Below are 17,712 nucleotides of genomic sequence, written 5' to 3'. Positions count from 1 at the left end.
GAAGCGCGCGGCCTCAGCCGAACAGCTTGCGTGCCGCGCGTTCGATCTGGGCGAGGTCTTCGGGCACTTCGGCGAGGATTTCCGCGCAGCCGATTTCATCGCGGCGGATCAGCACCAGCGCGAATTCCGGCCCGGCCCCGTCGAGATGTTCGAGCGAGATCGCATCGAGCGCGCGCAATTGCTGCGCCAGCGCCTCGCGCACGGCGGCGGCATCTTCGACCGGCTTGCCCTGCTCTTCGCGGCGCAGACGGCGCTCGGCCTTGACCACGGCTTTCACCCCGCCTTCGACTTCTCCGAGGAAGCGCGAAAGGCTCCCGCGCTCAAGCTGCAAGCGGTGGGCGTGGGTCAGCACGGCGGCATATTCGGTGAGGCGCGTCTTGTCGTAGTCATGCCCGAACACGAGCTTGACCACCGGGGTCATCGGCGCGCGGTCCTGCACGGTGAGGCCGCTTTCCGCGATCAGTTCCGCATAGTCATCGGGCGCAGCTTGTGCCGCGAGGCTGAAGTCATAGGCGCGGCTGACTGCGGCATAGAGCGCGTTGCGGCTGCGATCTTCCGTGCTGTCAGCGGCACGCGCCAGTTCACGCGCGGCGGCAAGGCAATCATGGAGCCCGGCATCATCGGGCAGATCGTCGACGAAGTCGTCGTCTTCGGCCACCAGTTCGGCGACGGGCGCCACGGGCTCGAAGGAGGGCGCAGCTTCGATTGCGGGCTCGGGCTCTGCTTCCGCCACAGGCTCCGGGCCGAAATCGGCGGCGCCGTAATCAGGCTCCTCCACGTGCTCGGTTTCCGGCAGCGGTTCGAGGCCAGTGAGGTCGATCGCCTTCTTGGTCGGCGCTTCGATGTAATCGGCGAGGCTGGCGAAGTTGTATCCGGCAAGCTCGCCCTCGCCTTCGTCCTCGTCATATTCCTCGTCGTCATCGCCGAGGCCGAACTGGCTGAAGTCGGGCATCCGAGTGCCTTTCTCGGCCCCGCTATCAAGCGCGGTGAGGCTGGCAAAATCATCGCCATAGGTATCGGAGAACTCCCCAGCGAAATCGTTGAAGCCTTGCTCGGCTCCGGTGCCGTCATCCGCGCTTTCATGCGCGGGCGAATCGGCCCAGTCGGTCACCGGGTCGGCGGGGCGCAGAGTAGGCTCTGCCTGAAGTTCAAGTTCGGAACCCAGTTCGAGCGCTTGATCGATTTCAAGCAGCAGCTCATCCGCGGTCAGCTGGTCGGCCATTTCCTTCCAGTTGATCACGCCATAAATGAAGTCGATCGTGGAATCGTCGCTGGAATAGGGCAGCAGGATCCCGCGATATAGAAGGGCGACGCCAGCGTAGTTGACGAACTCCGCCTCGAACCCGATCGGCGCCTGATTGGCGAGAATCTGCATGTAGTGATCGGTGATGCGGCTCAGCAACGAGCGCGGCGGCACATCCGAAAGCCGGGTGATGACGCCAGTGGCGCCGCATTCCTGCCCCAGCTTGGCACCGAGGAAGCAGACGGCGGGATTGTCGATCCCGCCCGAAAAATCGAGCAGCACTGAATGCGGGCCGAAATCGGGGAGGGCGGCCGGATCGAGATCTTCGATATTGGGAAACATGCGCTCGCCCAGTAGGCTTGCCCAGTGGTTGTAGGCACGCACCTGCATTCGGCGCTCGTCCTGGCCGATCGCATGCGGCGGCAGGTCGCGGCGCTGGGACGACTCGGGGCCGTCGTCGTCGGATGCATCCCAGCCCCGATCCGCATTCGCGTCGGAATCAAAGGTGCCGCGCAGAGTGTCCATGGCTGTAATCCGCCCCTTGGTGAACCTAGTCACGCAGGGTTCTGGCGCAGCGTGGTAAACATCCCGTTAAACCGATGCGGGATGTTTTGATCTTGCAGCGATTCCTTTCAGCCGTAGGTCGATCAGACTACAGGAAATACCGCATCTTGATGGTCACGCGGCTGGTGCCCGCACCCAGCGCGAAAACAGCGTCCGTGAACTTGGGCGGCGCCATGCGGACCGGCGCATCGCGCGAGAAGCCATAGCCTTCTTTGGGCATCATCCCCATCGCCCGGTCGGCCTTGCCGTTATTGTTCTCGTCATGCAGCAGCGCGATGGCATATTGGCCGGGCTTGACCCCGGTGAAGCGGATTTCAACCTTGCCGCTGGCAGGCACCACGGTGCGATGCGCGGCCGGATCCTTGATGCATTTGGGGAAGATATCCGCGCGCGTCGTCATGCAGGCGCGCACGACGCCCTTGGCGGAGCGGATGTCAGTGACGGTGATGACCACCTCGCCGGTCTGCGCCGGAGCCGCCGCCAGCACAGCGCCAAAGCTCGCGCCAAGCCCTGCCAGCACCAGCGCGCCCGCTTTCACGGCGTGAGGGCCTGCGCGCCGTGCCCCGCCTCGGTCACGATCCGCCGCGACAAGCCCTTGTCGGTCCCGCACAGCCTGTCCCACACGCGGAAATATAGCCCGAAGTTGCATCTGTATTCCTCGTGATGACGCTCGTGATGGCTGGCGGTTATCAGCCAGTTCCCCAACGGCGAGTGAACGAGCCAGCGCGGGAACATCTCCCAGCCCATGTGATTGGTGACGCCCATCACCGTCGCCACGGTCAACACGAGGCCGAGCATGGCGACGTGGATCGGCACGACAAACACCAGCACTGGCACCACAATCGCGCCCGTTACCGCCTCGATCGGGTGAAAGCTCATCGCGGTCCACGCCGTCGGCGGGCGGCTGTCGTGGTGGACGGCATGGGCGAGGCGGAACCACTTGGGCCGGTGCATCCAGCGGTGGCTCCAGTAGAAACAGGTGTCCTGCACGAAGAGGTAGATCAGCACCGAAAGCGGGTGATACCACAAGGGCAGGCTCGTCCAGTCGGCGGCCATCTGGGTCCAGCCATGATGCCGCCAGCCCCACAGCACGATCCCCGCCGGTGCGCCATAAATCGCCGCGGACAGCAGCGACCAGCGCACCTCGCGCGCGATCTGTGCGCGCTTGCCGTCATACAGTCCGGGTCGCATTTTCGCCGTGGCATAGGCGAACAGCCCGCTGGTCAGCAGATAGCGCAGCGCCACGATCAGCGTGACGGCGAGACTGACGATCAGCAGCGCAATCGGAACGGGCGTGTCAGCGGGGAGCATCGCCCAATGATATGCCGCAAATCCGAACGGCGCGACAGGATTAAGTCAGGGGGGCTAAGTCAGGGGGCCAAACTCATCCGTGCGAATCGAGCGCTGTTGCCAGCGGGTCGAGCAGCGCCATGTGCCGCCGCATGGCGATCCGCGCGAGGTGTTCGACCTGCGTCTTGCGCCGCGCTGCCGCCAGCGGTTCGAGCGCCGCGGGGCGCAGGATTTCGGCATCATAGCCATCGGCGACGATCACCCCGCAGGTGCCGGGCCTGTAGGCCTCACTTTCCAACGGTGTACGGTCGAGCCCCGGCGGCAGACCCCAAAAGAATCGGTCGCAATAATCGAGATAATCGGGCCACTTGGCATCGCCGAGCAGATCGGCGCGGGCGACCTTGATCTCCACGATCACGACCAGCCCCTTGGCATCGATCCCCATCAGATCGGCGCGGCGACCGTTCCTCAGCGGCACTTCAGGTAGGCACCAGATATCGTTGCGCGCGAACAACCGCCCGATCCCGCGCGCGACATCGCCAGCGGCGAGCGCCAAAGGTGCGGCCAGCGGCATGGGGGAATCAGGGGAGGAAATCGGCCTGCCGTCCATATGGCAGAGTTGGAACGAAAGCGGAACGCAGTCAAGCCGCGTTCGAATGCTATCAGGCAAGCGCCTTTAGTCGGGTCGCGGGTTCGCGAGCACGCTCACCATTGCGGCGCGGGCAGCATGAAACTCGCGCCACAGCGCCAGCGCCGGAGCCGCCGGGTCCTGCCCCCGGCGCGCCAACGTGCCAAGCGCAGCCAGCCCGCTGTCGAGCATCGCAGCGCAATCGGCGACAGTCTGGGAGACCAGCGCCCGCTGCCACGGCGCAGCCCGGGCAATCACCGCAGCAAGCTCGCCGCCGATCTCCACCGGCTCAGGTGCCAACCGGGCGAGCAGCGCCAATCCGGCCGCCTGACCGTGGAGCGCCACCAATGCTTCGGCCAACGCCTCGGGTGCGGCGCTGTCCGCAGGCAGGATCGCGGCCTGCGGGGGAATCATCTCGGGCGGAAGCGTGGCCATGGCAGGAGCCTAGGCGGGCGTCCTTGCCGATTGGTTAAGCCCGATCCTGGCGATTGCGCGGCCATCCGCACCTGCCCGGGCTCAGGAACAATTGTGTGGCATCACGCCCCACCTCTTGCTAAGCGCCGCGCCGCGCGCAAGAATAGCGCGCACCGCATGGCACCATGCACCCGTAGCTCAGCTGGATAGAGTGCTGCCCTCCGAAGGCAGAGGTCACAGGTTCGAATCCTGTCGGGTGCGCCACCTCCGAACAACTACCAATCGGATCAGCAGGCGGCGCTGCCCGCTGCCGCTTTCTATTTCGCCGCGGCCGGTTTGAGGTAACGTTCGAACCAATCCACTGTGCGCTTGAGCGAATCGAGCTGGTTTTCGCGCTTTCTGAAGCCGTGACCTTCGGCGGGGTAGAACACCGTCTCAACCGTGTTGCCCTTGGCTTTGAGGATGTCATCCACCTCCTGTGCCTGTCCGCGCGGCACACGGATGTCGTTGTCACCCTGGATCGTCAGCAGCGGGGCCTTGGCATTGGCGACGTAGGTGAGGGGTGAGGCGCGGTCATAGCCTTCGGGATTTTCCTCGGGCGTGCCCATAAGGCTGCGCAGATAGGCCTTCAGCACCTCGTCCATGTCGCGGTACATGGTGCGCCAGTTGATGATGCCGAAAAACTGCACTGCGGCGGCGAATTCGTCAGGCGCCTTGCCGATCGCCATCAGCGTCATGAACCCGCCGTAAGAACCGCCGAAGATGCCGACGCGCTTGGGATCGACATAGCCACTTTGGACGAGGAACTGTTTGGCCGCGATCACGTCCTTAAGGTCGCCGCCGCCCATATCGTCGTAGTTGGCAGCCTGAAATGCCTTGCCGTAGCCGGTCGAGCCGCGGAAATTGGGCGCGATGATGATGAACCCGCGACTGGCGAGCGCGGCGGCGATATCGTCGAAATAGTCGTCAGTCTTGCCGGTCGGCCCGCCGTGGGGGAAGACGATTGCGGGGTTGCTGCCGTCACGCTTGAGGTTCGCCGGCATCGTCACCAGCGCGCTGATGCGGGTGCCGTCGAAGCTGGTGTAGGTCACCATCTGCGAGCCGGCGAGCGCTTCGGGCCGCAGGCTGGCGAGGGCCAGCTGCGTGATCGGCGTCACGGTGTTATCGGCCAGATCATAGCGGTTGAGCTCGCCCGCGACGTTCGCGGCCATGTTCACCACCAGCAGCGACTTTCCATCGGGCGAGCGCGGATCACTGCCGGTCGTGTAATTGATGCCGGTGGGCAGTTTCAGCGCGGTTTCCGCGCCGGTCGCCAGATCGTACCTGACCAAGGTGCTGCGCAGGTCGTCAGAGCTTTCGACCAGCAGGGCCTTGCCGTCGCGCGTGAAGCGCAGCGCCGACTGGTCCCAGACGATTGGCTTCAGCCATTTCCACTGGCTGGTCTTGAGGTTGTACAGCCCGGCGCGGGGGCGGCCAATCTCGACATCGGTGGTGACGGCGAGCCATTCACCATCAGCGCTCACGTCCATCACCCGGAAGATCGTGCCATCCTGCCCGAGCACCTTGATCGCCTTGCCGCTCGCGACATCGACGCGCCAGATTTCGGTCATGGTCGAATCGATCTTGTCGCGGTTGACGAAAATCGTCTGGCCGCCATCCGCCCAGAGTCGGGGCGACCATTCGAAGTCGGGATCGGCCTCTGCGGTGAGCACGCGTACCGTGCCATCGGGGCTCAGCACCGCGAGATTGGACTGCGCCTCGCTCTTCTTCTTGACCGACAGCGCAATCCGCCCGTCCGCGCCGCCCGGTACCATCGACCGCTCGCTGAGGTCCGGGGTTGCGGTCACCCGCTCGACCGCGCCGCCGCTGGTTGGGACGCGGTAGAGATCGTAATATTCATCCCCGCCGTTATCCTGGGTGAAATAGAGCCACTTGCCATCGCGCGAAGCGGCAAGGCCGCTTTGCGCGTCGTCCGATTGCGTCATTTGCAGCGGCCAGCTGCCTTCGGCATCGACCCGCCAGATGTTGTACCGCCCGGTGAGGTTGGTCGAAATGAACACGTGTTTGCCGTCTGCGCTCCAGGTGACGCCTGCGAATCCGCGCGAATTGCCGATATCCTCAAGCGGCACCGCTCTCGCCTCCGGGTTTACCGGGGATTCGATGGTCGTGGGATCAGTGACCGGCCGCTCGGGCGTGGCAATCTGAGCCGCCAGCGGTGAGGCCGATAACAACAGGATCGTGGTGATAATCGAACGCATCGTAATTCCCCCCTCTCGCGGCCTGCCCGGCTTCCCTCGCCAGTAGACTCGCAAATGTGCACTCTCGTGCATTCCCCGGGACAACCATACCAAATGGGCGCGGCGGCGCCAGTGCCGAGAAATCAGCCGAGCGGCGCCGAAGGCCCGCGATCGGGCAGCGCGATGAGCTCTTCGAGGAACAGCGCGATCAGGCCTGACTGGGAATCGACACCGGCCTTAGCATAGACCCGGGTGAGCTGCGCGCGAACGGTGCCTGCCGCCGAGCCGCGCAAGGCTGCGATCTCGGCGATATCGCAGCCTTTCAGAGCGAACAAAGCCACGTCAGCCTCGGCCGCGGTGAGCTGCCATTCCGCGAAGCGCAGAGCGATCAGGTCAGACATCGCACCTTGCGCCGCGGCAACCGCGGCCTCGTCGCGCCGGGCAGCGGCGATCAGGCTGCGCACCTGGAAACTTCCCAGCACCACCGCGACCAGCAGGGCGATAGCGGCCATGCCTTCGATGACCAAATGCAGGCCGATTCCGTCTGCCACAACATCGCCGACCAAATCGGCCAGAAAGAACGCGCAGGCCAAGGCTTGCAAGGCCACCAGGATGCTGATCCCGGCGGCCTTGCGTTCAATGCTGCGCGTTCTTGCATTCATGACACGTGCCTATCGCCCGAACGGGGCCATCGCCACCAGAACCTGCTTGCCGCTGCGCCGGGTCTCGAAGATTACCCCGGCAAGGTGAAGCAAAATCAGCAGGTAGAGCAAGTTGGCGGCCGTTTCGTGGATTTCGCCGAGCAGGCCTTCTTCGCCTTCTTCTTCGCCTTCTTCGTCATGGCTTTCCCCCGAGACTGCAATGCTGCGATGTTCCTCTTCCCGCTCCGCGCCGTCCCATGGAGGCGGTCCGGCCATCGTGATCCCGGTGGCGATGATCGTCAGCAGACAGCCCCAGATGGCATAGACCATCAGCGCGCCCAGCGGATTGTGCGAGGCGTGCGGGGTGACGGTGCCAGCCCGGATGTCGCGCAGATGGGCGAGCGCCTTGCGCGGGCTCGGCCAGAAGGCGGCAAAACGCGCCTCGGCCGGTCCGACCAGCCCCCACAACAGGCGCAGTCCGAGGATTGCGGCGAGCCCGTAGCCGACCCAAATGTGGGGACCTGAGCCTTCTTCGGTGACGAGGGCATTGGCGAGCACGGCCAAGGCGATCGACCAGTGCGTGATCCGAACGATTGGATCCCAGCGGCGGCGGGCGGGTGTTGTTGTAGCGGTCATGGCGCATCCTTTGCGAAGGGTGCCAGCGACTGCCCTGGATATTGGGGGGGACAAAGCAAGCCGCTGACCCGCGTCATATGTGCTGGCCTGTGCCGCCGCGCGATTGGCGATCTGCTTATCCGGCCCTGCCTAAGCAGGTGCTTATGGCCAGCGCCTCAGACACTGACCCCGAACAAGCGTCCCACCAGAGCCGTGGTCGCCATCGCGAACGCGCCCCAGCCCACTACCCTTAGCATGGCGGGGACAAGCGGTGCGGCACCGGCTTTGGCGCCGAGCGCGCCGAGGATGGCCAGCGCAAGGATCGATACCGCCACCACAGTGAAGGTGATCGCATCGGCCGGTGCAAGCCATGCCGCCGCCAAGGGCACGGCCGCCGCTGCGCTGAAGGTTAGCCCCGACGCCAGTGCCGCCTGCAACGGGCGGGCCGAAAGCTGGTCCGACAGGCCGAGCTCGTCGCGCACATGCGCTGCCAGCGGATCGAGCGTGGTCAGCTCGCGTGCAACGGCAGCGGCGGTCTGTTCACTGAGGCCGCGCGCGCGGTAGATCGCGGCAAGCTCCGCCTCTTCGTCCGCTGGCGTGGCGGCCAGCGCCTCGGCCTCACGGCGGATGTCGGCCTGTTCGGAATCGGCTTGGCTGGAGACCGAGATGTACTCGCCCGCCGCCATCGACATGGCACCGGCCATCAGCGCCGCCACCCCGGCAACCATGATCGCGCCCGGTTCAGGCGTCGCCGCCGCCACGCCGATGATCAGCGAAGACACCGAGATGATCCCGTCATTCGCCCCCAGCACGGATGCCCGCAGCCAGCCGGTGCGGTGGACATAGTGCGGATCGTCGGGGTGGGCGCTGGCGGTTGTCATCGTTCTGTGGCTCCACCGGGTTTGCTCCCCGGTTCTTGGTCGCGAGTGTCCGCCTTTCAGGGCGGGATTGCAACAGCAGGAGCACTTGCGCGGTGAGGAAACGGCGCACCGTTTTCACGCGGATTTAATGTCGGGGCCCGTGAACTCCCTGCGACTTTTCATGGGCGGCGCGCGCGGAACTCGCCGCAAGCCAGGCAGCGCGGCCGGAGCAGGTCGTGGAGCAGGCGTGGCGGGTATTGCGGCCTATGTCGGCGACAATGGCTGCGGTCTTGCCGCGACGCCGGAGCCGTGACTACGCTCTGGCTGCCTTATGAGCGATCGCTGTTGACCGACAGCTGACGCCCCGGCCTCAACCGCTCAGCCCAGCGGCAGGCCCAACGCTTCGGCCACGGCGGGAATGTGCAGCTTGCCGCCCGACACGTTAAGCCCGGCCGCCAGATGCGGGTCAGCCGCCATCGCCGCCTCGGCGCCCATGTTCGCCAGCTTCAGCACGAACGGCAGCGTCGCATTGCCCAGCGCCATGGTCGAGGTGCGTGCCACTGCGCCGGGCATGTTGGCGACGCAGTAATGGATGACGCTGTCGACCACGAACACCGGGTCTTCGTGGGTCGTGGCATGGCTGGTTTCGAAGCAACCACCCTGATCGATCGCAATATCGACCACCACCGTGCCGGGGCGCATCGAAGCGATCATTTCCCTCGTCACCAGCTTGGGCGCGGCGGCTCCGGGCACCAGCACCGCACCGATCACGAGGTCGGCCCCCGCCACCGCTTCGGCAATTGCGGCGGTGGAGGCGAAGGCGGTGCGGATCTGGTTGCCGAACACCATGTCGAGTTCCGCGAGGCGGCGGTTGGAGATATCGAAGATCGTCACATCGGCGCGCAAGCCGACCGCCATCTGCGCCGCGTTCACGCCCGCCACCCCGCCGCCGAGGATCACGACCTTGCCCGGCTCCACTCCCGGCACGCCGCCAAGCAGTACCCCGCGGCCGCCCTGATGCTTCTCAAGGTAATGCGCGCCGCACTGGACGCTCATCCGCCCGGCGACTTCGGACATCGGCTTCAGGAGCGGCAAGGTGCCGTCGGGCGCTGTCACGGTCTCGTAGGCGATACAGGTCGCACCGCTCGCCATCAGGCCCTCGGTCTGCGGCTTGTCTGCGGCGAGATGGAGGTAGGTGAACAACACATGGTCGGGGCGCAGCATCGCCACTTCGACGGCCTGCGGTTCCTTCACCTTGACGATCATCTCGGCCGCTTCAAACACCGCCGCCGCATCGGGGAGGATCGCCGCGCCTGCCGCCACATAGGCGCTGTCAGTGAAGTCCACGCCGAGGCCCGCGCCGCTCTGCACCACGACCTCATGGCCTGCGCGCGTCAGTTCAGCGACCGCTGCCGGGGTCAGGCCGACGCGGTATTCGTTGTTCTTGATCTCGGTGGGAACGCCGACGCGCATGATATCTCTCCTGCTGTATCTCTCTGCGGCGCCTTTAGCAGAAGGGCGTTGCGCGTTCTTCGCAATGATCGGCATGGCGAGGCGGGTAGACGGGAAAATCTTGCACACTTCTCCCAATTGGCGCAGAAATTCTGCGCATGGACCGCATCGACCGGAAAATTCTTGATCTGTTGGCCGAAGATTCGCGCCTCACCGGCGAGCAACTGGGCGAGCGGGTCGGCCTCTCGCCGTCTGCCGCGCATCGGCGGGTGAAGGCGCTTGAGGAAAGCGGCGCGATCATCGGCTATCGGGCGCGGCTCTCGGCAGCGGCGCGCGGGAACCCTTCGACCGTGTTTGTGCAGGTCACCCTCACCGATCAGCGGCAGGCGACCATGCTCGCTTTCGAGCGCGCGATGGCGAGTACCCCGCAGATCGTCGAGGCCTATTTGATGAGCGGGCAATCCGACTATCTGATCAAGGTGCTGGTGCGCGAACAGGACAGCTATGAACGCATCCACCGCGAGATTCTGTCCGCGCTGCCGGGCGTGCAACGGCTGGTGAGCCAGTTCACCATTCGTACATTGGAAGGCGGCGATTAGGCCGCGCTGCTTGGACGGCCCCGGCCCTCCGGCGCAGCCATCGCCCGCAAGACACCCGTCGCAAACCGCTTGGCTTCCGTCGCCGGCCCCCTTGTTTTTCAGGGCAGATCGCCGATCTCACAAGACCGTTGTGACAGTTCCGGGTCAAGATTGCGGTAGAAAGTTAGTTTTCCGACAACTATAGGACGAGCATGGCGACGCCGATCTACGAATTTGCGCAAATCCCGCGGGTTGACCCTGCGGACAAACCGCGCGGCCGCGCGCGGCGGGTGCGTGACGTGGGTCAGGCGCCTACGGTCGGCGTGATCTACAATCCGCGCAGCCACCGCAATCTTGGCGCCGATTTCGATTGCGGCGTGTGTCCGCATGTCCACATCGCCCAGCCGCGCGAGCGGGGGCAGTTGCCACTGGCGCTGGCGGAATTCGCCGCCAAGGGCATTGATCTGCTGGTCATCAATGGCGGCGATGGCACCGTGCGCGACGTGCTGACCTGTGGGCAGACCATTTTTGGCGATGAATGGCCGGCGATTGCCGTGCTCCCCAAGGGCAAGACCAACGCGCTCACCGTCGATCTCGGCGTGCCGGACGATTGGACGCTGCAAGACGCAATTGACGCGCTGGATCATGGCACCCGCGTGTGGCGCCGCCCGATGGCAGTGTCGCGGATGGATGAGCCCGGTTCGCGTGTCGCTGGCTTCATCCTTGGCGCAGGAGCTTTCAGCAAGGCGACCCAAGCCGGGCAAAGCGCGCACAAGCTCGGCGCGTTCGACAGCATGGTCGTGGCGGTCACCGGCCTTTGGGGGCTGCTGCAATCGCTGTTCGCCGGGCGGAGCAATCCGTGGCGCAAAGGCGCGCGGATGCAGATTGGGCTCGGCACCGCGGATGCACCGATGGAGCATAGCGGCCACGGCGATCCCGACATGCGGCAGTTGCTGTTCGCCTCGACGCTGGAGCGCCTGCCTGCCGGGATCAAGCCCTTCGGCGCGCTCAAGAGCGGGCTGAAGCTCGTCGCGGTCGATCAGATTTCGCGCCGCACCACCGCGCTGGTGCCGCTGGCGTTGCTGGGCAAGCTGCGTGGCTCCCTGCGTGAGCGCGGCATCCACCAGCTCGCCGCGACCCAGTTCAGCCTGTCGATCGACGATCAGTTCATCCTTGATGGCGAGGCGTTCCCGGCAGGCGATTACCTGATCGAGCAGGGGCCGGAGCTCGCCTTCATCGCGCCATGAGCGGTACACAATGAGCGTGGGGCCTTCGGCACTCGTCGAACGGATCGCCGCGCGGCTTGCCGTACCGATTGATCCTGCTGTGGCAGAATTCGCGCGCGCGCTGGGCGATGCGGCAGGCGCGCGGGCCGTGCTGTTCTACGGATCGAACCTGCGCACCGGATCGCTCGATGGCGTGCTCGATTTCTACATCCTGCTGCCGGGCACCACTGAAAGCGCAATCTGGCCGACAGTCTCTTACCATGAGCGCGACCATCAAGGCGTGACCCTGCGCGCCAAGGTAGCGACCATGCGGCTGGCCACCTTCGCGCGCGCCGCAAGTGGTGATCTGACTGACACCACCATCTGGGCGCGGTTCGTCCAGCCAAGCGCGCTGATCTGGGCGGTGGATGATACAGCGCGCGGCGAAGTGATCGCTGCCATCGCCTCAGCCGCCAAGACCGCAGCGCGGCTGGCGGCAACGCTTGGCCCCGCCAGCGGCACGGCGGAGGATTACTGGCGCGCGCTGTTCCGCGCCACATACAGCGCGGAATTCCGGGTCGAGAAATCAGGCCGCGAGAACGACATCTTGAGCGTCAATGCTGAGCATTTCGCCGGGTTACTGCCGCTGGCGCTGGAGGCAGGCGGCATCCCGTCCGGCCATAATGGCTCCACCCTCACGCCGCAGCTTGCTCCTGCCGAGCGTGCGCGCATCCTTGGCTGGTGGAAACGCCGCCGCCGCATGGGCAAGCCGCTCAATCTGCTGCGGCTGGTCAAGGCCAGCACCACCTTCGAAGGCGCGGCGCGTTATGCCGCGTGGAAGATCGAGCGGCACACGGGCATGCCCGTCGCCGTCACGCCGTTCCGCGAACGCTTCCCCTTGCTGGCCGCGCCGCAAGTGCTGCTGGACCTGCGCCGCCACCGTCGCCGGCAGCGGGCGGGATAACCAGCCTCACATATACTGCATCGAAATCGCCATCCGGGTGACACCCGAACCGGCGTTGAAGCGCACCTTGTCGACTGAAGGCGGACGCGGGACGAGGCCGAGAATTTTTTTGATCCCAGGATTGTTCGACATCCCCGCCCCATCAGACAGATCGGACTTGCGGTTGCCGTTCACGTCATGATGGACGGCGATCGCAAAATCGCCCGTCGCAGGCAGCGGCACGCACACGGTCACGCTGCCAGCTTGCGGCTTGACATCGACCCGCATGATATAGCGCTTGCTCTCCAGCCAATCGCGGCTGTTGGCGGGATAGGCGCGCACGAACAGGTTGCCTGCGGATGATTTCAGCCCGCTCACCACGACGCGCACCGCCGGACCCTTGCCCGGCGCACATTGGCTCATGTCGTTCGGGGCGGTTCGGGCATAGGTAAAGGGCTGCGCAGCGAGCGGCGCAGCGACCAGTCCGGCGAGAGCCAGACCCGTCACCACCACCGGCAAAAGCGCAGGCGACTTGCGTTCAGGCAAGCGGGCAGAGGGCAAAAAACCTGTCATGGACATCTCATGGTTAAGGGGAGAGGGGCGTGCGCGCAAGCAAGGACACGTCGTCAAAGCCATCGTGGCATAAAGAGCTTATGACGATCCGTGCCTGAATTACGGCTTAATTGCCCCCAACAGGGATGTTGACGGTGGAAAAGGTCTGCTGAACGCCTTGTGGCGCGATTCGCGGCACTCGTATGGTTGGTGCAGCGTCCCAGAAAGGCCTTAAGCCCGCGCCATGCCATCACCTTTGATTTCTCCCTCGATCTTGTCTGCCGATTTCGCTCGGCTGGGCGAGGAAGTGCGCGCCATTGATGCGGCCGGGGCAGATTGGATTCACATCGACGTGATGGACGGGCACTTCGTGCCCAATATCACCATCGGCCCGGATGTGGTGAAAGCGCTGCGACCGCACACCAAGAAGCCGTTCGACGTGCATCTAATGATCGCTCCGGTTGACCCTTACCTTCAGGCCTTTGCCGATGCCGGGGCCGATATCATCACCGTCCATCCCGAAGCGGGGCCGCACATCCACCGCACGCTGCAAGCGATCAAGGCGCTCGGCAAGAAGGCGGGCGTGGTGATCAATCCGGGCACCCCGGTCGAAGTCCTCGACAATCTGATGGACCTTGCCGACCTGATCCTCGTGATGAGCGTCAACCCCGGCTTCGGCGGGCAGAGCTTCATCGCCTCGCAGCTGGGCAAGATCGCGCGCATCCGTTCGATGATCACGCGCTCGGGCAGGGCGATCCATCTTGAGGTTGATGGCGGGGTCAACGCTGAAACCGCGCGGATGTGCGTGGAGGCCGGGGCCGATGTGCTCGTGGCAGGCTCGGCGACGTTCAAGGGCGGGCCGGATGCCTATGCTGCCAATATTGCAGGCCTGAAAGGCGCGCGCTGATGGCGACGCTGCTGCGCACCCCGGCCTCCATCCGTGCCGATGCGCTGGTGGAGCGGGTTGCCGATAATCCGGTGCTGGCGCTGGCCACCGGGGCCGAACTGGGCGCAACCCCTGCCCCTTCCCCCGAACAGCCGCAACTGACCGAACCCTCGCGGGCACTGGCACTATCCGACGTGATCGCGGTCAAGGCTGGCCCCGGTGAAGCGCTGATGCGGTTGGCCTATCGCTTGGGCGTTCCGGGTCATGCGCTTGCGGCGCCGTTCCGCCGACCGCAGCCGCTGCGGGTGCTGGCGACGGTTGAAAGCCCCAATCGCGGGGACCGGGCCGCCGGGACCGCGCTGCGCGCCGGACACTTCCTGATCCACGGCGCGCGCCTGCCGATCGCGAGCTTCGATTTCTCCGCCGCCGCGCGCCATGCACCGGGCGTCGAGCGGGTGCTGCATTCCTTCAGCTGGCTCGCCGATCTCGCCGCCAGTGCGCCGCGCGCCGATGGCGCCGCAGTGGCTGAGCGGATCGCGACGCAATGGCTCCATGCGCACCGCGAACTGGGCAAGGGTCCGGCGTGGGAACCGGAGCACGCCGGTCTCAGGCTGATGGCGTGGCTGGTCCATGCCCCGCTGGTGCTGGGCGGGCAGGACAAGCAACTGAAGTCGCGCTTGCTTGCTGCCATCGCGGAAACCGCAGGCTGGCTCGACAAGCACGCGCCGCGGGAAGCCGCAGGGTTCGGGCAGGTCACTGCATGGGCGGGCGTGGTGGCGGCAGGCCTGCTGCTCCCCCACGGCAAGCCGCGCCGGTTGTTCGGCGAGGCAGGCCTCGTCAAAGCGCTGGGCGACATGGTGGGCGAGGATGGCGGCCTGCTGTCGCGCTGTCCCGCCGCGCAATTGGATGCGATCCGCCTGCTGACCGATCTCATCGCCTGTTACGAAGCCGCCGAAGTCACCCCGCCCGCCGCGCTCGAAGTGATGCGCGAGCTGCTGGTGCCGCCCTTGCTGGCGCTGCGGCACGGCGACGGGATGCTGGGCAGCTGGCAGGGACAGGGCGCGATTTCTGCGGACCGGATCAACGCCGTGATCGAAGCGAGCGGCGTGCGCACCCGGCCGCTGTCAGTGGTGCAGGGCTGGGGCTATCAACGGGCCAAGGCGGGCGAGACCCTGCTGCAATTCGACACCGCCCCGCCGCCCCGCGCCAAGCACGCTCGGACCGGCTGCGCTTCGACTCTGGCGTTCGAATTGTCCGATGGGCCGCAGCGGGTCATCGTCAATTGCGGCGGCGCGGCGCTCGCAGGCGGACAGGTCCCCGCGCGCATCGGGCAAGGCCTGCGCGCCACTGCCGCGTTCTCGACGCTGGTGCTCGATAACGCCAATTCCACCGCGGTGCTGCTCAATGGCCAGCTCGGCAAGGGGGTCGAGACGGTCAATTTCGACCGCCGCACCGTGCCGTCACGCGGGCGTGAGGCGACCCGGATCGATGCCGCGCATGATGGCTATGCCAGCCGCTTCGGCCTCACCCACCAGCGCATCCTGACCCTGTCGGGCGATGGCACCGAATTGGCGGGTGAAGACCTCCTGATCCCGACTGCCAAGAACGGAAAGCGCGGCAAGATCGCCTTTGCACTGCGCTTCCATCTCGGGCGCGGGGTCGAGGTGCAGCTTTCGGGCGACAAGCGCGGCGCGAGCCTGCTGCTCCCCGACGGTCGGCTCTGGCAATTCCGGCTAGGCGGCGATAGGGCCGGCGCCGACGCAATCACCCTCACTGCCGAGGACAGCTTGTGGGTCGACGGTGACGGCCGGCCCCATGCCACCGAGCAGCTGGTGATCGAAGGACTGGCATTGCGCAGCGGGGGGCAATTCTCCTGGCTGTTTAGGAAAACAGGGTAGATTTCCACCATGAGCGAGAAGGCGATTACGCGGGCGCTGCTGTCAGTGTCCGACAAGGCGGGTTTGGCTGAACTGGGCGCGGCGCTGGCCGCTCGCGGCGTCGAACTGGTCAGCACTGGCGGCACCGCCAAGGCGCTGCGCGATGCGGGGCTTGCGGTGAAGGACGTGTCCGAACTCACCGGCTTTCCCGAGATGATGGACGGACGGGTGAAGACCCTCCACCCCACAGTCCACGGCGGTCTGCTCGCCCTGCGCGACAACCCCGAACACGTCGCCGCGATGGAGGCACACGGGATCGGCGCGATCGATCTCGTCGTGGTGAACCTCTACCCGTTTGAGGCGACCGTGGCGAAGGGCGCCGCCCGCGCGGACGTGATCGAGAATATCGACATCGGCGGGCCTTCGATGGTGCGGTCTGCGGCGAAGAACCACGGTTTCGTGACGATCCTCACCGACCCGGCGGACTACGCCACGCTGGTCGAAGAGATGGACGCCAATGGCGGCGCGACAAGCCACGCGTTCCGCACGCGGATGGCCGGCAAGGCCTATGCCCGCACCGCCGCCTATGACAGCGCGATCGCCAGCTGGTTCGCGTTCTCGCCCGCTGCGAGTGCCGAGCCGACAATGTTCCCCGATACCCTCCCCATCGCCCTCAAGCGCGCCGACACGCTGCGCTATGGCGAAAACCCGCATCAGGCCGCAGCGATCTATGTCCCGCAGATCGTCGGCGCGCGCGGGGTGCCGCAGGCGGTGCAGTTGCAGGGCAAGGAACTGAGCTACAACAACCTCAATGACGCCGATGCCGCGCTGGAACTGGCGGCCGAGTTTGCCGGACAGTCGCCTGCGGTCGTGATCGTCAAGCACGCCAACCCTTGCGGCGTCGCACAATCGGGCTCGCTGCTGGAAGCGTGGGAAGCGGCGCTGGCCTGCGATTCGGTCTCGGCCTTTGGCGGGATCGTGGCGGTGAACACCGAGCTTGATGCCGCAACGGCCGAGGCGATCTCTGCGATCTTCACCGAAGTCGTCATCGCTCCCAGCGTCAGCGCCGAGGCGCGCGAAATCTTTGCGAAGAAGAAGAACCTGCGTCTGCTGGAATGCGGGGCGCTGCCGAACCCGCGCCGGGGTGGGTTTGCGATGAAGACGATCGCGGGCGGGATGCTGATCCAGTCGCGCGATGCAGGGGCGGTGAGCCTTGATGACCTCAAGGTCGTCACCAAGCGCGCGCCGACGGATCAGGAGCTCAAGGACTGCCTGTTCGCCTGGACCGTCGCCCGCCACGTCAAGTCCAACGCCATCGTCTATGCGAAGGACGGCGCGACCGCCGGGATCGGCGCAGGCCAGATGAACCGCCGTGATTCTGCGCGCATCGCTGCGATCAAGGCGAAGGAAGCCGCCGAAACCCACGGCTGGTCTGCGCCGCGCACGGTTGGCAGCGCGGTTGCTTCGGACGCATTCTTCCCCTTCGCGGACGGGCTGATCTCGGCTGCCGAGGCAGGCGCGACCGCCGTGATCCAGCCGGGCGGCTCGATCCGTGACGACGAGGTAATCGCGGCGGCGGATGCGGCGGGCCTCGCGATGGTGTTCACCGGGATGCGGCATTTCCGGCACTGACTTGTGTTTCGAAGGCGCCTCCGCGCCTTCGTCCTCTGCGCTGTTTCGATCCCTACGGGATCAAGCGCCTGCGGGCGGCCAGTCGGCCTTGCGGC

18 protein-coding genes and 1 tRNA gene are annotated in these 17,712 nt (G+C 65.8%); 8 read left to right on the top strand and 11 right to left on the bottom strand.

The features are described 5' to 3' along the window. Window positions 1-13: 13 nt before the first annotated feature. From GRI59_RS04035 to GRI59_RS04015, 5 genes are all read right to left on the bottom strand, one after another. Window positions 14-1,768 carry a hypothetical protein gene (locus tag GRI59_RS04035; RefSeq protein ID WP_160759894.1) on the bottom strand — a complete coding sequence of 585 codons (1,755 nt, stop codon included), beginning with the start codon at window positions 1,766-1,768 and terminating at the stop codon, window positions 14-16. 127 nt (window positions 1,769-1,895) lie between these two features. Further along, window positions 1,896-2,345, bottom strand: coding sequence for a DUF2141 domain-containing protein (locus tag GRI59_RS04030; protein ID WP_337190226.1), 450 nt, complete (start codon window positions 2,343-2,345; stop codon window positions 1,896-1,898). Then, entirely contained in the window at window positions 2,342-3,118 is a 777-nt protein-coding gene (locus tag GRI59_RS04025) for a sterol desaturase family protein (protein ID WP_160759892.1), read from the bottom strand. Before GRI59_RS04025 ends, GRI59_RS04030 begins: the two co-directional genes overlap by 4 nt. 73 nt (window positions 3,119-3,191) lie before the next feature. Beyond that, entirely contained in the window at window positions 3,192-3,707 is a 516-nt protein-coding gene (locus tag GRI59_RS04020; protein ID WP_160759891.1) for an MmcB family DNA repair protein, read from the bottom strand. Window positions 3,708-3,773: 66 nt separating this feature from the next. Continuing rightward, the gene (locus GRI59_RS04015) at window positions 3,774-4,160 is read right to left on the bottom strand and encodes a hypothetical protein (protein WP_160759890.1); all 387 of its coding nucleotides are present in this window, start codon (window positions 4,158-4,160) and stop codon (window positions 3,774-3,776) included. Window positions 4,161-4,326: 166 nt separating this feature from the next. Between GRI59_RS04015 and GRI59_RS04010 the strand changes: the two genes are divergently transcribed. Next, a tRNA-Arg gene (locus GRI59_RS04010) sits at window positions 4,327-4,403 on the top strand. 53 nt (window positions 4,404-4,456) lie between these two features. Here the strand turns inward: GRI59_RS04010 and GRI59_RS04005 are convergent. The 4 genes from GRI59_RS04005 to GRI59_RS03990 form a co-directional block, all read right to left on the bottom strand. Continuing rightward, window positions 4,457-6,397: a S9 family peptidase gene (locus GRI59_RS04005; RefSeq protein WP_160759889.1), complete on the bottom strand. Its 1,941-nt coding sequence runs from the start codon at window positions 6,395-6,397 to the stop codon at window positions 4,457-4,459. A gap of 122 nt (window positions 6,398-6,519) precedes the next feature. Beyond that, the gene (locus GRI59_RS04000) at window positions 6,520-7,038 is read right to left on the bottom strand and encodes a helix-turn-helix transcriptional regulator (RefSeq protein ID WP_160759888.1); all 519 of its coding nucleotides are present in this window, start codon (window positions 7,036-7,038) and stop codon (window positions 6,520-6,522) included. A gap of 9 nt (window positions 7,039-7,047) precedes the next feature. Further along, complete coding sequence (locus GRI59_RS03995; protein WP_160759887.1) at window positions 7,048-7,653, bottom strand: cytochrome b/b6 domain-containing protein; 606 nt, start codon at window positions 7,651-7,653, stop codon at window positions 7,048-7,050. Window positions 7,654-7,808: 155 nt separating this feature from the next. Beyond that, window positions 7,809-8,513 (bottom strand): VIT1/CCC1 transporter family protein, encoded by a 705-nt coding sequence (locus tag GRI59_RS03990; RefSeq protein WP_160759886.1) that lies wholly within the window; start codon window positions 8,511-8,513, stop codon window positions 7,809-7,811. Window positions 8,514-8,673: 160 nt separating this feature from the next. Here GRI59_RS03990 and GRI59_RS15915 point away from each other — a divergent pair, with 160 nt between their 5' ends. Beyond that, the gene (locus tag GRI59_RS15915) at window positions 8,674-8,805 is read left to right on the top strand and encodes a hypothetical protein (RefSeq protein ID WP_272916986.1); all 132 of its coding nucleotides are present in this window, start codon (window positions 8,674-8,676) and stop codon (window positions 8,803-8,805) included. A gap of 65 nt (window positions 8,806-8,870) precedes the next feature. On the opposite strand, the gene ald is transcribed toward GRI59_RS15915, so the two are convergent. Further along, entirely contained in the window at window positions 8,871-9,965 is a 1,095-nt protein-coding gene (ald, locus tag GRI59_RS03985) for an alanine dehydrogenase (RefSeq protein WP_160759885.1), read from the bottom strand. 137 nt (window positions 9,966-10,102) lie between these two features. Between ald and GRI59_RS03980 the strand changes: the two genes are divergently transcribed. The 3 genes from GRI59_RS03980 to GRI59_RS03970 all read left to right on the top strand — a co-directional run bounded on the left by GRI59_RS03980 (window position 10,103) and on the right by GRI59_RS03970 (window position 12,691). Further along, entirely contained in the window at window positions 10,103-10,543 is a 441-nt protein-coding gene (locus GRI59_RS03980) for an Lrp/AsnC family transcriptional regulator (protein WP_160759884.1), read from the top strand. 191 nt (window positions 10,544-10,734) lie between these two features. Continuing rightward, window positions 10,735-11,769, top strand: coding sequence for a diacylglycerol/lipid kinase family protein (locus tag GRI59_RS03975; RefSeq protein ID WP_160759883.1), 1,035 nt, complete (start codon window positions 10,735-10,737; stop codon window positions 11,767-11,769). 10 nt (window positions 11,770-11,779) lie between these two features. Then, complete coding sequence (locus GRI59_RS03970; RefSeq protein ID WP_160759882.1) at window positions 11,780-12,691, top strand: hypothetical protein; 912 nt, start codon at window positions 11,780-11,782, stop codon at window positions 12,689-12,691. Between the two features lie 6 nt (window positions 12,692-12,697). Here the strand turns inward: GRI59_RS03970 and GRI59_RS03965 are convergent, their stop codons facing one another. Beyond that, the gene (locus GRI59_RS03965) at window positions 12,698-13,243 is read right to left on the bottom strand and encodes a DUF2141 domain-containing protein (protein ID WP_160759881.1); all 546 of its coding nucleotides are present in this window, start codon (window positions 13,241-13,243) and stop codon (window positions 12,698-12,700) included. Between the two features lie 223 nt (window positions 13,244-13,466). On the opposite strand from GRI59_RS03965, the gene rpe reads away from it, so the two are divergent. The 3 genes from rpe to purH are packed head-to-tail and all read left to right on the top strand — an operon-like array spanning window position 13,467 to window position 17,617. After that, window positions 13,467-14,129, top strand: coding sequence for a ribulose-phosphate 3-epimerase (gene rpe, locus GRI59_RS03960; RefSeq protein WP_160759880.1), 663 nt, complete (start codon window positions 13,467-13,469; stop codon window positions 14,127-14,129). Next, a complete protein-coding gene (locus tag GRI59_RS03955; protein ID WP_160759879.1) occupies window positions 14,129-16,006 on the top strand; it encodes a heparinase II/III family protein in 1,878 nt (625 codons plus the stop codon). The genes rpe and GRI59_RS03955 overlap by 1 nt, the downstream gene beginning before the upstream one ends. A 9-nt stretch (window positions 16,007-16,015) precedes the next feature. Then, entirely contained in the window at window positions 16,016-17,617 is a 1,602-nt protein-coding gene (gene purH, locus GRI59_RS03950) for a bifunctional phosphoribosylaminoimidazolecarboxamide formyltransferase/IMP cyclohydrolase (protein WP_160759878.1), read from the top strand. Window positions 17,618-17,712 lie beyond the last annotated feature (95 nt).

Source organism: Erythrobacter ramosus, from assembly GCF_009828055.1.
GTDB classification, from domain to species: domain Bacteria; phylum Pseudomonadota; class Alphaproteobacteria; order Sphingomonadales; family Sphingomonadaceae; genus Erythrobacter; species Erythrobacter ramosus.
The sequence above is the reverse complement of the archived record's forward strand: the minus strand, read 5'-3'. Positions and strand labels throughout refer to the sequence as shown.

Coding starts and splice junctions, on each gene's coding strand:
- GRI59_RS04035 (WP_160759894.1), bottom strand. CDS start 1,768: ATGGACACTCTGCGCGGCACCTTTGATTCCGACGCGAATGCGGATCGG.
- GRI59_RS04025 (WP_160759892.1), bottom strand. CDS start 3,118: ATGCTCCCCGCTGACACGCCCGTTCCGATTGCGCTGCTGATCGTCAGT.
- GRI59_RS04020 (WP_160759891.1), bottom strand. CDS start 3,707: ATGGACGGCAGGCCGATTTCCTCCCCTGATTCCCCCATGCCGCTGGCC.
- GRI59_RS04015 (WP_160759890.1), bottom strand. CDS start 4,160: ATGGCCACGCTTCCGCCCGAGATGATTCCCCCGCAGGCCGCGATCCTG.
- GRI59_RS04005 (WP_160759889.1), bottom strand. CDS start 6,397: ATGCGTTCGATTATCACCACGATCCTGTTGTTATCGGCCTCACCGCTG.
- GRI59_RS04000 (WP_160759888.1), bottom strand. CDS start 7,038: ATGAATGCAAGAACGCGCAGCATTGAACGCAAGGCCGCCGGGATCAGC.
- GRI59_RS03995 (WP_160759887.1), bottom strand. CDS start 7,653: ATGACCGCTACAACAACACCCGCCCGCCGCCGCTGGGATCCAATCGTT.
- GRI59_RS03990 (WP_160759886.1), bottom strand. CDS start 8,513: ATGACAACCGCCAGCGCCCACCCCGACGATCCGCACTATGTCCACCGC.
- GRI59_RS15915 (WP_272916986.1), top strand. CDS start 8,674: ATGGGCGGCGCGCGCGGAACTCGCCGCAAGCCAGGCAGCGCGGCCGGA.
- ald (WP_160759885.1), bottom strand. CDS start 9,965: ATGCGCGTCGGCGTTCCCACCGAGATCAAGAACAACGAATACCGCGTC.
- GRI59_RS03980 (WP_160759884.1), top strand. CDS start 10,103: ATGGACCGCATCGACCGGAAAATTCTTGATCTGTTGGCCGAAGATTCG.
- GRI59_RS03975 (WP_160759883.1), top strand. CDS start 10,735: ATGGCGACGCCGATCTACGAATTTGCGCAAATCCCGCGGGTTGACCCT.
- GRI59_RS03970 (WP_160759882.1), top strand. CDS start 11,780: ATGAGCGTGGGGCCTTCGGCACTCGTCGAACGGATCGCCGCGCGGCTT.
- GRI59_RS03965 (WP_160759881.1), bottom strand. CDS start 13,243: ATGACAGGTTTTTTGCCCTCTGCCCGCTTGCCTGAACGCAAGTCGCCT.
- rpe (WP_160759880.1), top strand. CDS start 13,467: ATGCCATCACCTTTGATTTCTCCCTCGATCTTGTCTGCCGATTTCGCT.
- GRI59_RS03955 (WP_160759879.1), top strand. CDS start 14,129: ATGGCGACGCTGCTGCGCACCCCGGCCTCCATCCGTGCCGATGCGCTG.
- purH (WP_160759878.1), top strand. CDS start 16,016: ATGAGCGAGAAGGCGATTACGCGGGCGCTGCTGTCAGTGTCCGACAAG.